General features: G+C 62.0%; 9 protein-coding genes and 1 pseudogene. 2 read left to right on the top strand and 8 right to left on the bottom strand.

Going from position 1 to position 13913, the window contains the following annotated elements:
- Window positions 1-183: 183 nt before the first annotated feature.
- The 6 genes from J2Y83_RS12710 to J2Y83_RS12685 all read right to left on the bottom strand — a co-directional run bounded on the left by J2Y83_RS12710 (window position 184) and on the right by J2Y83_RS12685 (window position 10249).
- Entirely contained in the window at window positions 184-1878 is a 1695-nt protein-coding gene (locus J2Y83_RS12710; protein WP_253395674.1) for a sigma-54-dependent Fis family transcriptional regulator, read from the bottom strand.
- A 118-nt stretch (window positions 1879-1996) separates the two neighbouring features.
- The gene (locus tag J2Y83_RS29860) at window positions 1997-2944 is read right to left on the bottom strand and encodes a methyl-accepting chemotaxis protein (protein WP_373423755.1); all 948 of its coding nucleotides are present in this window, start codon (window positions 2942-2944) and stop codon (window positions 1997-1999) included.
- Between the two features lie 624 nt (window positions 2945-3568).
- Window positions 3569-5971, bottom strand: a complete 2403-nt coding sequence (locus J2Y83_RS12700) for an efflux RND transporter permease subunit (protein WP_253395672.1) — start codon at window positions 5969-5971, stop codon at window positions 3569-3571.
- Window positions 5968-7086, bottom strand: a complete 1119-nt coding sequence (locus J2Y83_RS12695; protein ID WP_253395671.1) for a WD40/YVTN/BNR-like repeat-containing protein — start codon at window positions 7084-7086, stop codon at window positions 5968-5970. Before J2Y83_RS12695 ends, J2Y83_RS12700 begins: the two co-directional genes overlap by 4 nt.
- 128 nt (window positions 7087-7214) lie before the next feature.
- Complete coding sequence (locus J2Y83_RS12690; RefSeq protein WP_253395669.1) at window positions 7215-8570, bottom strand: DUF1329 domain-containing protein; 1356 nt, start codon at window positions 8568-8570, stop codon at window positions 7215-7217.
- 32 nt (window positions 8571-8602) lie between these two features.
- A complete protein-coding gene (locus J2Y83_RS12685; RefSeq protein WP_253395667.1) occupies window positions 8603-10249 on the bottom strand; it encodes a DUF1302 domain-containing protein in 1647 nt (548 codons plus the stop codon).
- A gap of 271 nt (window positions 10250-10520) precedes the next feature.
- Between J2Y83_RS12685 and J2Y83_RS12680 the strand changes: the two genes are divergently transcribed.
- A complete protein-coding gene (locus J2Y83_RS12680; RefSeq protein WP_253395665.1) occupies window positions 10521-11414 on the top strand; it encodes a LysR substrate-binding domain-containing protein in 894 nt (297 codons plus the stop codon).
- A gap of 127 nt (window positions 11415-11541) precedes the next feature.
- Here the strand turns inward: J2Y83_RS12680 and J2Y83_RS12675 are convergent, their stop codons facing one another.
- Window positions 11542-12435: a DMT family transporter gene (locus J2Y83_RS12675; protein WP_253395663.1), complete on the bottom strand. Its 894-nt coding sequence runs from the start codon at window positions 12433-12435 to the stop codon at window positions 11542-11544.
- 155 nt (window positions 12436-12590) lie between these two features.
- Between J2Y83_RS12675 and J2Y83_RS12670 the strand changes: the two genes are divergently transcribed.
- Window positions 12591-13172, top strand: coding sequence for a helix-turn-helix domain-containing protein (locus tag J2Y83_RS12670; protein ID WP_253395662.1), 582 nt, complete (start codon window positions 12591-12593; stop codon window positions 13170-13172).
- A gap of 537 nt (window positions 13173-13709) precedes the next feature.
- Here the strand turns inward: J2Y83_RS12670 and J2Y83_RS12665 are convergent.
- Window positions 13710-13859: pseudogene (locus J2Y83_RS12665) on the bottom strand (glutathione S-transferase); the annotation flags it as partial.
- Window positions 13860-13913 lie beyond the last annotated feature (54 nt).

The following is a 13913-nucleotide window of genomic DNA, read 5'->3' as shown; positions in this document are numbered from 1 at the left end:
AAGGCCGGGGCACCGACCAATGAACGGCCGCGACGGTCAGTAAAACAGGCGAAAAAAAAGCACCACAGGGTGCTTTAAGACGAAAACGGCGCATCCGCCATCCCCCACTCGCGTGCCAAAACAACTGCAAGCGCGAAGGCACAGTGGCGGCGCGCCGAAGGGGGCGGCGGCTGTACGTTTTTGTCAGGCGCTCGCGGCCGGGCTGTCATCCCCCAAAGTCTGTTTCACCCGGTACGCCAACTGCCGGCGGGTGATACCCAGCAGGCGCGCCGCATGGGTCAGGTTGCCATGCGCCCGTGTGACGGCAAGCTGCAGCAAACGCGCTTCATGGGCCTGCAGGTCGAAACCGTCGACCAGCAAGGTTTCATACAACTGGTCGGTCCTGGCCTCGTCGGCGTTGCCGACTTTGCCTTCGCGGTCGATCACCGCGCCGTGTGCGGTCACCGGTGCCACGCCTGGGAAGAGATGCTGCAATTCAATGTGCCCGCCGGACGGCACCAGCAATACCGCACGCTCCACCAGGTTTTCCAGCTCACGCACGTTTCCCGGCCAGTCGTAGGCCATCAAGCCCTGCATGGCCAGGTCGCTGACGCCTTGAATGGTCTTGTGGTACAGCGGCGCATATTTTTCCAGCAGCACGGCAACCAGCACGGGAATATCCGACTTGCGCTTGCGCAGCGGTGGAATCTCCAGGGGGTACGTGGCCAGGCGGTAGTAGAGGTCGGCGCGAAAACGACCGTCGGCAATCGCCTGCTGCAAATTGACGTTGGTCGCCGCCACCAGGCGCACGTTGACCTTGCGCACTTTGTCATCGCCCAGGCGCTCGACCTCGCCGGTCTGGAGGACGCGCAGCAACTTGACCTGAGCCGCCGGCGACAGCTCGCCCAACTCATCGAGAAACAGTGTGCCGCCATCAGCGCGTTCGAACTTACCGGGGCGCGAAGCCTGGGCGCCCGTGTAGGCGCCCTTCTGCACGCCGAACAGCTCGGACTCGATCAAATCATTGGGAATGGCGGCGCAGTTGACCGCCACAAAGGGCTTTTCACCGCGCCCGCTGTTTTCATGCAGCCAGCGCGCGAACACTTCCTTGCCCACCCCGGTTTCGCCGAGCAGCAACACGGTGATGGGGCTGTTGGCGGCTTGGCTCAGCAGGCTGAAGGCGGCGGTAAAGGCCGGCGAGCTGCCCACCAACTTGCCCGGTGGGCGCTGTTCATGCTGCCAGCCGCGCAGTTGCCAGAGCTCCTCTTGCAACTGCTCGAAGGTGGTTTGCGCATCTTCGGTGGGCAGACAGTGTCGCAAGAAGTCCGCATCCCCCCAGGCCTCGATTGGCCGTCCCTCCAACATGCAGCTGGAGGCGCCACAACAGACACACTGGGTTTCGCGGAAGATCACCACACGCTTGAAGAAGCGGGTGACATAGCCCGACGCGTAGCCGGCCAGGTTCCAGCAGCTCGGCTCGGGACTGACCCCGAACAACTGCAAATGGGACTCGGCTTCCCAGGAGTTATCGCAATTGACCGTGCCAAAAAAGCTGCCGTCTTCCCAGTCGATCTTGGCCTCGATAATGGTCGAGCGCACCAAGCCCTCGAACGCGTGCAACTCGGGGCCGATCTTGAACACGTCGTAGTTGTCGCCTTCGCCGAACAGTTTCTGGGCGAGATCGGCATCGTGCTGGCCGGCGGCGAAGCCCATGCGAAACAACAGCCCCTTGGCGCGACTGGGCCCGAGGGATTCCATCAGTTCCTGGCGGAAGGCGCCGAACGCCTTGGCATGCATCAACAGCATGCGGTTCTCGTCGAGCCAGATTTGCCCGGTTTCGACATTGAAGCGCAGTCGTGAACGAAGATTGAAGCGCTCAATCAGGGGTTGCTCTGCCATGTAAGCACCTAAAGCCCAGCCCATCGCGGACCAGTCGACTGGCGGGCTCGAGCCCTTGCCACGCCGCTGGCGTTTATTGTTCTACAAGCGATCCAGTGCCTTCGCCGTGGGCCCGAGTCTAAGCCGCTAAGGCAGCGCATGCCTCCTTTACCACGCGGTAGGCCTGTCGAACCAAGGGCGTACCGCGCTCAAGCGCGTGCTCAAGCCTCCCACTTTGCGCGGCCTCCAGCAACTCGTTACGCACGTGGCGGTAGGCGTCCAGCGCTTTGCGCACGCCCGACAGACTGTCACTGCGCCGTGCATCGACCGGTTCACAAGCGCTTATCGCCTGCGCAAGCCAGGCATCTATCTCCCGGTCCAGCGCGTGAATACGCTGGATATGCGCGACCATCTGCGCTGGTTCGCGGGCATTCAGCACCATGATGTTATGGGCGCGGATTTCTTCGATAGCTTCCAGCATGGCGGCATGCGCATCGCGGCTGACATCAATTTCACCCGCCAGGCTTTTGAGGTCGACCAGGCCCAGCATCAGCCCGCGCAGGCCGGCGTTGCAGCCGTTGACGTGGTTATCGAGTTCGACGGCCAGGCGCGCCACGCCGCTGGAGTCGGCCAGCACCTTGTGCGCCTTTTGCATCTCGCTGCCGGCGCGTTCGGCAATGCCATGCACCGCCCGCTGCATGCTGTGGGAGGTGGCGGCAATACCGTTCAACACCGCCGTGGCCTGGCTGGCACGCGTCACGCCTTGCGCGGCCCCTTGGCGGGTCTGGGCCAGGCGCTGGTCTAGGCGGTCGATGCTCTGGCCAATCAGGGAAATGATCTCGCCCACGCTGAGGGTCGCGCTGCCGGTGCTTTCGGCGAGCTTGCGCACTTCGTCGGCGACCACACTGAAACCGCGCCCCTGCTCGCCGGCACGCGCCGCCTCGATGGCGGCATTGAGCGCCAACAGATTGGTTTGCCCGGCAATGCTCTGGATGATTGCAACGATTTCACCGACACGCGCCACCTGCTCGCGCACGCAGTCGAACTCTTCGGCCACCGAGGCCACGACGTTGGACAGATCCAGCATATCGCCGGCGACCCGTTGCACCTGTTCGCCGCCGGCGCTGACCTGGTCGCGCGCGCCGCTGCTCGCCTCTGCCAGGACCGTCGCTTCCGTCGCGGTCACGCGGGCCTGCTCGGCCATGGTTTCAACGTCCACCATGGCGTCGCGGGCCATCGCGGACTGACGGTCCGCCGTGGCCACCGCTTCGGTGAATCCCGACACCAGCGTGCCGGTCGCCACGGTGAGATCGCAGGCCAACGTGCGCATGCGTTTGACCGCGGTCACCTTGTCGTGCAGCACCGCCTGCAGGCGCTCGATCGATGCCAGGGCGTCACCCGCCAGCGGTTGCCGGTCGTCGAGCAGCGCGCGGGTATGCGCCAGCGCCGCCACCACCCGTTGCTCGCGCTGGCCAATCCCGTGCAGCAGGCACAGCCCCGACACCACCATCATCATCAGCAGCCAGCCGGCCTGCCAGCCGAGGGCATCGACTCCGCTGACGAACGCGGCAGCCGCGAGCGACAGCAGCGCGAGCAGATCCCGTGGATGCAGGCTCAATTTACTCAGCATCGTAACTCCGTCCTTTTCACCGACGTGACGTTCACCGGGCGCTGCGCAGCGGCACCGCGCCGGCGTTGGCGAGCATTCGCCTCAGACGTGCGCAACCCCGGCCTTGGGGCGCAACAAAAAGTGCGCCAGGGCCGGCAGCAGAATCAGCGCGCCGAGCATGTTCCAGACGAACATGAAGGCCAGCAGGATGCCCATATCGGCCTGGAACTTGATCGGCGACCACGCCCAGGTGGCCACCGCAATGCCCAGGGTGATACCGGTGAGCACCACCACCTTGCCGGTGAAAATCAGTGCCTTGTAATACGCCTGCGACAGCGTCATGCCGGCTTTCAAGTGCGTCAGGGTCACCGTCATCACATACAACGCGTAGTCCACGCCGATGCCCACGCCCAGTGCGATCACCGGCAGCGTGGCGACTTTGACGCCGATGTTCAGCCCCACCATCAACGCCTCGCACAGCACGGAGGTGACCATCAGCGGCACCACCGCGCACACCACCGCACGCCATGAGCGGAACGTGATGAAGGCGAGCACGATCACGGCGGCGTAGACCAGGAACAACATCTGCGTGTTGGCTTTCTTCACCACAATGTTGGTCGCGGCCTCGACCCCGGCATTCCCGGCGGCATTGAGGATACGGATGTCGTCGGTGCCGTACTTCGCCGCGAAGGCTTCCACGGTATTGACCACGCTGGTGAGCGTGTCGGCCTTGTGGTCCTTGAGGTAGGCGTAGAGGGTCAGCAGGTCGCAGTTCTGGTTGAACATTTCCCGGGGCGCTCGGGTGATGATCGAATTGAGCATGTCCTGGGAGCGCGGCATCTCGAACCATTTGAGGCTGCCCTCGTTCATGCCCGCATTGGCGGTCTTGGCCAACCCGGCGAGGGAACTGGTGGTCTCGACCCCTGGCAGTTGCTGCAACTCGCGCTCCAGCGCATCCAGCGTGTGCAGGGTGCTGTAGTGGGCGCAGGCATATTGCGGGGTCTTGACCATCACGATGTACACGTCGCTGCTGGCGGCGTAGTTGGCAACAATGAAGGCATTGTCGCGGTTGTAGCGCGAGTCCGGCCGTAACTCCGGCGCACCCGGGTCGGTGTCGCCGATTTTCAGCTGCGTGCTCACGGCCAGACCCACACCGCCCAGGACCAGCCCGAGCGTCACGGCAACCGTGGCCCAGGGGCGGCGGGTAAACAGGTCGAGGAACGCCCAGAACGGGTGCTTTTTGTGCGCCCTGTCGTCACATTCCTGCAGCTCGTCTCGCAGGCTGCGTTGGGCCGCCGCCGGGCTGACGCCGGTGTACGACAGCAGGATCGGCAGCAACACCAGATTGGTGAAAATCAGCACCGCCACCCCCATGCTCGCGGTGATGGCCAGGTCCTGGATGACCTGGATGTCGATCACCATCAGCACCGCAAAGCCCACCGCATCGGCCAGCAACGCGGTCATGCCGGCGAGGAACAAGCGGCGAAACGTATAGCGTGCCGCCACCAGCCGGTGGGTGCCACGTCCGATGTCCTGCATGATGCCGTTCATTTTCTGCGCACCGTGGCTCATGCCGATGGCGAATACCAGAAACGGCACCAATACCGAGTACGGGTCCAATTCATAACCCAGCGTCGGCAACAGCCCCAGCAGCCACACCACCGCCACCATCGAACACAACACCACCAGCAAGGTGCTGCGCAGGCAGCGGGTGTACCAGAACAGCACCGCAGTGCAGATCGCGATGGCGGCGGCAAAAAACACCAGCACCTGCTTCAGACCGTCGATCAGATCCCCCACGACCTTGGCAAAGCCAGTGACGTGGATAGCGATTTTGTCCGACTCATACTTGGCGCGCAGTTGCTCGATAGACTGGGACAACCGGTGATAATCGATGCGTTCGCCGGTTTCGGCGATCTTCTCCTGCAGCGGCACCAGGATGATGCTCGACTTGTAGTTGGCCGCCACCAACTGCCCGATTTCCCCGGAGCGCTCGACGTTGATACGTACCTGTTCGAGGCTTTGGGGCGAGCCGTCGAAGTCGTCGGGAATCACCGGGCCGCCGTCCAGGCCGTCTTCGGTCACGCCGGTCCAGCGCACCGCCGGGGCCCACAGCGATTTCATGTAAGGCCGATCGACGCCGGGAATCAGGAACACCTCATCGCTGAGCTGGCGCACGGTGTTCAGGTAGTCGGCGTCGAAAATCGTGCCCTTCTTGGCCTCCACGGCAATGCGCAAGGTGTTGCCCATCCCCGCCAGTTGTTTACGGTTTTCGAGGAAATTGGCGATGTACGGATGGCCGGAGGGGATCATCTTTTCGTAGGCGGCATTCAGCGAAAGCCCCAGGGCCTGGTACCCCAGCACCAGGGTGATCAGCAGGCAGATCAGCGTAATCGCCAGGCGGTTGTTGAACAGCAGCCGTTCGGCGAAGGTGCCCGAGCGCTGATCGAACTTGTTCAAATCGGCAATCACTGCATCGGCAGGTAGGGACGGCATATGGCTCATGGCTTGGCTCCGGCTTCAATCGCCTCGGACTCGATTCGCGACATTCCCCGCGAACTGGAGAGGATCAACGCACCATCGCGCGCTTGCACCAGACCGGTGATCCCGGTGCCTGGGTGCAGGGGCAACGTTGCAAAATGGGCGGCGTAGTCGGTGCTGCGCAGCAGGCGACCGCTCTCGTCCGCCAGCAACAGCGAACCGTCGCGCAGGCGCAGGCCGGCGCTCAGCGTCACCGGCTGACCGATCTGTGCCTGCTGCCACGTCAGGCCATCGTCCAGGCTGCGCCAGGCGTTGCCGCGCAGGCCATAGGCGAGCACAGCGTGGTCGTCGAGTATCAGCGCACCGAAGAACGTTCCGCTGTAGGGGCTACGGATTTCGGCAAAGCCGCGCCCGCCATCGGTGGAACGGAACAGCGCGCCCTGCTCGCCACACAGGAGCACTTGTTGGTCGCGCAACCGCACCTGATACAAGTGCCGGCCACGCGGATTCGGCACCTGCCCCATCAGCGACTGCCAAGTGGCGCCGCCGTCGTGCGTTTGCAGGGCCAACCCATAGGCGCCCACCACATAGCCCTGGGTGGCGCTCACGAACGCCACATCGAGAAAGGGTTTATCCGGGCCATCCTCGACCAACGCTTCAGCGCTGCGCAGCCGCTGATCCGCCCCCGCCTCGCCTGCCGCAGCGCGCTCACGGGCGTCCTGCACAACGATCTGCGCGACCTGATTGCCTTCCAGCTGGCGCGTCCAGCTCTCGCCGCCGTCCGTGCTGTGCAGCACCACGCCGCTGTGGCCCACCGCCCAGCCTTCGCTGGCAGAGACAAACGCCACCGCGGTCAGCGCCACACTCACTGGCACATGCCTGGCCTGGCGCCAGGTGCGCCCGCGATCGTCGGAAAGCCGCACGATACCGCGCTCGCCCACCGCCACCAGGCGCTCACCGGCAGCGGTGACGGCCAGGTGCAGTGCCTGTTGGGCGCGCTGGCTTTCCAACGCGGGAAGCTCCAGCAGATCGGGAACGGATGGGGTGTTGGCAGACTGGGCAACGCTCGACACGGCGGCGATGAAAAGGGCAACGGCAGCGGACAGCGAGCGCCGCAAAAGCGGATTCTGGGTAAGCATGGTACGTACTCGACTTCAAAACGTCCCCGCGACGTCACCGCTGTGCGCGGCGCCGGCGGGGCGAGTCATGGCAATGGAACCGGCAACCGGACACGCGCAGGATGCCGGAACCGCAGGTAATAACGGCCTTAGCGCACGCCTTCGGCGGCGACCGCGTCCCCGGTGAAATGGGCCTCGGGATGGCGCGGGACAAGCGTGTAGGTCGCGCCATTGAGCGACTGCGTCGAGCTCATGGTGTTGGCCTGCAAGTTGAAAATATTCGCCGGTTTCATCGCCAGCATCGGCACTTGCGGCAATACGAACGGCGTCACCTGGCTGGTGCGCCAGAGCTTGCCTTCGCTGTCGTAGCCATCGACCAGCAGCACCATCCACGAGTCTTCGTCGATGTAGAACTTGCGCTTGGGCACCGCGTGGCGCTTGCCGCTGGCCACCGTGGCTTCCACTTCCCAGACCCGATGCAGTTCCCAACGCAGCTTGTCCGGGTTCAGGTGATGGGAGCCGTAGGCTTCATCCACCGAAGCGGTGACCAGTGCGTTGTCGTTGTACGGCACATACATCTCGCGCTTGCCGATCAGTTTCCAGTCGAAACGATCCACATGGCCGAGGAAGCCCAGCACCTCGTCAAAGTAGTTGGCGCCGGAAGCGACGAAGTCCGGTGTGTCATAGGCCACGGTCGGCGCGCGACGGACCCGACGCTGCCCGACCAGATACTGCCAGGCCTGGCGCGACTGCTTGACGTCGATGCTGTCGCGAAACACCAGGGATTCACCCGACTTGAAGGGCGGCGCGATGGTGCTGAAGCGCTGGAGGAAGTACTCGCCGTTCCATTTTTCCGGCGAACCGTCTTTGTAGTAATACGGGTATTGGTTGGACTGGTCGTTTTCCGTGGCGATGGTGCGCGAGCCGTCGGCGGTCAGAATGACGTTCTTGAAACTGGCGACGTCAGTGGCTTCGTTCTCCACGCGCAGCAAGTGGTTCCAGATGACTTCTACGCCTTCCTTGGGAGTCGGAAACGGCACGCCGCCGTAACAGCCCTGCATCGACTTGCCGCCATCCTTGATCTGGCACTGGGTGGCGTTTTTCGCGGTGTTGTCGTACACGAACTGCGGGGCGAGGCCGGTACGGTGGGTCGGGTACACGTCAAGACGAAAGCTCTGCGCATACTTCTTCAGCAGCGCCTGGGTGCCTTCCGAGAGCTTGTCGGCGTATTGCGCCATGTTCTGCGCATTGATTTGCAGCAGCACTTTTTCGTTGCCGAACACCTGGGTGGGAATATCGCCGACCTTGGCGCTGGCCGCCGCTATCGTCGGGGTCGGGCTCCACGCCGGGATGCTGCCGTCCTTGTTGCCGGCACGCTCGGCCCCCATGGGCGTCAGGGTGGTTTTCAAGGTCGCAGCCTCTTGGGCGCTGACCGCCGCCTGCGCACCGTTGGCAGTGCAGATCAGGGCCGCGAGGGCCAGATAAATCGCTGTTGTCTTAGGCATTGTTATTATCCTTAAACCTGGGAAGGCCCAACTCAAAACGTGCGTTGAATCGACAGCGAAACGAAATCGCGGTCACCGTGGAAGTTCTTGTAGGAGAGCTCGGGCGCGGGGGTGTCGTAGCGGATGATCGAGCCAGCCGGACCGTAGTAGTGAGTGAAGTTCAGGCTGGCCTGGACGGTCTTCTGGTACTCGCCTTTGATGCCGAAGCTGACATTGCCGCCATGCTCGGAAGGAAACAGCACCCCGTTGACCGACGAACGCCCGGACAGCCCGTAACTCACGCCAACAGGGAGTTGCACGTCGAGGCCCGGGAGCACCTGGAAGTACTCCGGCGAAAAGATGAATTGCAGGGCCGTGGCGTCACGGGTGGCTAGCGGGTCGAGTTGGTCTTTGTTGTCCGTGATGCTGAGGCGCCGGTTGAAGGCGATCTCACCGAGAAAGGAGGCGGCGTCCCACATCGGACTTTCGCTCAACACGGAAACGGCCGAGAGGTTCATATGCAGAGTGCGACCCACCGGAAACGCGGCGTGCCTGTAGCCATCAGCCCCCGCGCTCTCGGGCACGATGACGGTGTTGCCGGACGCAACCAGCGGCATGTTGTCGCGAAAGGACATCTCCGCCGCCACGTTGGTTTCGCCCACCAGTGTGCTCACGCTGAAGCCGACGGTGCGAATGTCCTCGCCGTAGACCTGCTCGTACACACCGGTATCCGGGTGCAGATAGAACTGCGGCATCTTGTCGTGGAACTGCGCGGCGTAAAGGCCGTATTCGAAGTCACCCGACTTGACCTTCAACTGCAGGCCGCCCTGCCCCGAGTTTTTGGCATCGATGTCATCACCGCGCCGCGCGCTGACGCCCGGCCCGAGAATCAGCGTCTCGCCGCCCTCATCGACAAAGTCGGCAAAGCTGAAATAACTGCCCGCGCCAGGCAGCCGGCTCTTGCGCCATTCAAGCTGGTAGTAGGCGCCGATCGACACATCGGGCGTGATCTGCAACTGGCCGGAAAGCTGCCCCACCGGACGCAGGATTTCCTTGAATTGGGAGTTGGGCACCGACAGGGCCTTGATCAGATCCAGGGAAGTCTGCGCCGCTGCGATTCCGTTGCTGCCAAAGAACAGGCTTTCCCCATACAACTGGGTAAAACGCCCTGCTTTGAGATTGAGGCCCATGTCGCCGGGGGCAAAACTGCCATAGAGAAACGCATCCAGAAACTCGGCCTTGCGACCGTGCAGTTTCTGGGTGGCGTCGGTGAATTGGTTGTAATTGACCGACTTGGAATTGACCAGCGCGCCGTCCAGCGCGCCGGGGTTGTCGTTCGACTTGTTATAGACATCGTCGTACCAGGCTGCGCCACTCAAGCGCAGCCCATAGTTACGCTTGTAGCGCAGGTCGAACTCGGAGAGCAGGTCGAAGCGGTTGGAGATCAGCCCCTTGCCAAAGTTCTGGTCACCATCGTTGGTGTTGGCCTGCACGCCAACTGAATTGTTCGCCACGCTGCCCTTGGCGCCTTCGACGCGCCAGGCCGCACTGTATTTAACGGTGTTGTCCAACGACATACGCAGGTCAGGGTTGCCAGCATCTATCTGGAAAGCAAGGGCCGGTCCCGTGGCACAGGCGCTGGCAAGGGCGAGAACGGTCGTCTTGAGGGGGAATTTGGGCAGACGGGCTCCATGCAGCATGTTGAGATCCTCGACTTGTTATTTTTATGTGGGGGGTCACACACCTAGAAGACGCGTGGCGCGCCTGCTGGTCTGTGCTCTCACAGCACAAATTATTACCGCCGAGGATTACCGTCCAATACCATAAAACCAACGGCTCGATACCTTTTAGGTATCTAGATAGATAGACCAAGACGGCCGTTCACGGCGCTGGCTGGTTCGCGTAGTCTGCTCGAAACGGCTCGCGCGATTGCTTGCAGCGCGCCCGATTCCCCCAGAAAAGGCCTGCCCGATGGACCTTCGTCACCTTCGCTATTTCGTCGCCGTCGCCGAGGAAAAAAATATCGGCCGCGCCGCCGTTCGCCTGCACATTTCCCAGCCACCGCTGACCCGCCAGATTCAGCAACTGGAAGAAGACCTGGGGGTGCAACTGTTCAACCGCACGCCACGCGGGATGGAGTTGACCCCCGCGGGCGAGCTGCTGCTCGAAGAGGCGCGCAACATTCGTTCGGTGGTCGAACAGGCCACCGAACGCACCCAGCGGGCGGGCCAGGGCAAGCTCGGGCGGCTGGACATTGCGGTGTTCGGCTCGGGCATTCTCGATGCGATTCCCAAGCTGTTGCTGACCTTCAGCCGCGCGTTTCCGGACGTGAAGGTGGTGCTTCACAACATGAACAAAGAGGCCCAGATTCAAGCCTTGCGGCAAAAGCGCATTGACGCCGGCTTTAACCGGTTCATCTCACCGTTGAACGACATCGCCAATGAGGTGGTGACGACCGAACGGCTGCTGCTGGCGGTCAACGAAACATCGCCGCTCGCACGCCAGGCATCGATCCCGCTTCGGGTATTGGCTGACTATCCGCTGATCGTCTTTCCGTCCGGGCCGCGTCCCAGTTTTGTCGACAACGTCATGAGCCTGTGCCAGCAGGCGGGCTTCACGCCAAACGTCGCCCAAGAGGTGGGCGACACGGTAACGGGGGTGGCACTGGTAGCGAGTGATTTCGGCGTCTGCCTGGTGCCGGAATCCGCCACCGTGCTGGCGCTGTCCGGGGTCGTGTATCGCCCATTGACTGACCTCCCGGAAAACGCGGGCGTCGACCTGAACTGTATCTATCGATTCGATGACCCCTCGCCGCTACTCAAGTCATTCTTGGACACTGTTCGAGCGTTTCGCAGAGACAACTAAGCAAGATGTGATCCGCCCCAAGGAGGAACCCTGGCCAGCGTTCCTCCCAGGCCACACAAGATCACAGTCACGATCAACGCCCTTGATTTAACGATGGTTCAGATGATGTGTGGTGTCGCCCCCGGCCCTAGTTCACTTCCTGACGCGGGGCACGGCCCAGCGACCAACCAAAATTCATGCCTGCCGCCGCCAACAGGATCGCGCTCGCGCCAAGCACTTGCAGGGCGCTGAGCGGATGGGCGAAGGCAACCCAGTCGACCAGGATGGCGACGATCGGATAGATGAACGACAGTGCGCCGACCAGCGCCGTGGGGATTTTCTGGATGGCGCTGTACAGCAGGGTCGACATGAGCCCGGTATGGACCACGCCGATAATGATCAGGTAGGTCCAGGCGCCCTCGACCGTATCGACCCTGCTGAAATCCACGAACGGGGCCAGGACCAGCACGCCGACCACCATCTGGATCAGCACGATCAAGTGTGCGGGCAAGTCCTTGAGGCGCTTAGTGATCGCCGCTGCCACAGCGTAGAAAAAGGCCGAAGCCAGGGCCAGGCAGACGCCGAGCACGTAGTCGACGCCGGTGGCCTGCCCACTGCCCTTGGCGGACACGATCAGCATCAGCCCGGCGAAGGCCAACAGCAGCCAGCCAACCTTGGCGGCGCTGAGGCGTTCAGCGAAAAACAGCACACCCAGACCGACCAGCATGAACGGCTGAACGTGGTAGACCACCGTGGCAATGGCGATAGAGGAATGTTTGTAGGCACTGAACAGCAGCACCCAGTTAAGGATCAGCGCCACCCCGCCCAGGCACACCAGCATGAACTGCCGGGCGGTGATCAGGGAGCAGCGCAGCACCCCAAGCACCAGGCATGTGACCAGCATCGCCACGGCGCCGAACAAGCAACGCCAGAACACCACGGCCTCCGGGCTCTGCCCCGACATGATGACGAACCAGCCCACCGTGCCGGAGATGACCATGGCCGAAATCATTTCGAGCGTCCCACGGGTTTGCGACTTCATCACTCACTGCTTCCTTGCCGTCGACATTGCCGTAACCTAAGCCGCCGTTGGCAGGGATTGGTTCGGCAAAATGCACTTTATAATGAACTTATGAGCATTATAATGAACAATGCACCCCAGAGCGTCAACCCACTTAAGGATGATCTATAAAACAAATGACCGACATAACGAACACCCTGCTGAGAAGTAATCCGAGCCGAATCGATCTGCTGGCGCTTTCAATCAAACGCGAACGCTTGGCCGCAGGACTTTCCTTGACCGAGCTGGCGAAGCGCGCCGGGGTGGCGAAGTCGACCTTGTCTCAATTGGAGTCGGGAATCGGTAACCCCAGCATCGAAACCTTGTGGTCGCTGGCGATGGCAATGGGTTTGCAAGTCACCCGGTTCTTCGAGCAACCCCAACAGCCGTTGCGGGTGATTCGCGCCAACGAGGGCATGACCGCCTATGCCGAGACTGCCGATTACGCAGCGACACTGCTTGCCGATTGCCCGGCGGGAGTACAGCGCGACATCTACCGGCTCAAGGTGCAGCCCGGCGAAGTTCGGCTGTCTCAGCCTCACCCACCGGGAACCGTAGAGCACGTAGTGCTGTGCAGCGGCAGCGCCCATATTGGCCCGGCGACTGGGCCTGTATTGCTGAATGCCGGCGACTACATCAGCTACCTGGCGAATGTGCCTCACGTGTTCGAAGCACTTGAGGCGGACACTACTGCAGTGATGGTGATAGAGCATTCCTGAGGTAGGCGCCATTTTTCGTTCGCTCGTGTATCACGAGCGACCTGGGGGCAACATTGGGGGCATATTTGAATATTTTTCTGCCTGAAAATGTTGTCCTAGAGCCCGGTCAAAATGTTTTTTGGCGATCCTGAGAGTCTTTAGGCGTCGTCGGGCTGGCTGTTCATCTGATCATTTCTGCGTTTTCACGCTCCATGGAGACCCATTCACTTCCAGTGGATTGTCACACGCGGGGGCATATTTGAGGGCGTGCTTTGGATGGTTTGAAAAGGATGCCCCAAGCCTGAGGCCCAACAGTTCCATTCTCGAAAAGTCTCCCCTGCGCTGTTCCCAACCGCCGTTGAGCGCTAGTCGATGACCTCAATTAATGGCTGAACCTCCGTACGAAAACAAGTGGGGATAGTCGTGTGATCGCCAATCATGGTGGCGCACTATCAATGGATGTGTCCGTTAGCTTGCGCTTGCACCTCACAAAGCCCGCGTGCCAAAGCGGCGGCAGGTGATCGTGTACAACGACGCCGAGGGACGGCAGGACACTGCCTACGCCACCCCGTAGCGCCGATGCAGGGGGGATCCGGCACACTCGCTCAAGCGCTGGAAATAGTCCGCCACTGCCGGCAAACACGGATGCTCTAACGGCGTGTTGAACCAGCGATTAACCGAAAGTCCCACAGAAATATCCCCCTGGGTATGTCAGCCGTATCTATTAATGGGGGCGGAAGGCTCAGGTCGTTGTCAGTCAGG

Origin of the sequence: Pseudomonas marginalis (assembly GCF_024169655.1) — a bacterium.
In the GTDB taxonomy this organism is placed as follows: Bacteria; Pseudomonadota; Gammaproteobacteria; order Pseudomonadales; family Pseudomonadaceae; genus Aquipseudomonas; species Aquipseudomonas paraveronii.
Note: the sequence above shows the minus strand (reverse complement) of the source record. Positions and strands in the feature narration are given on the sequence as shown.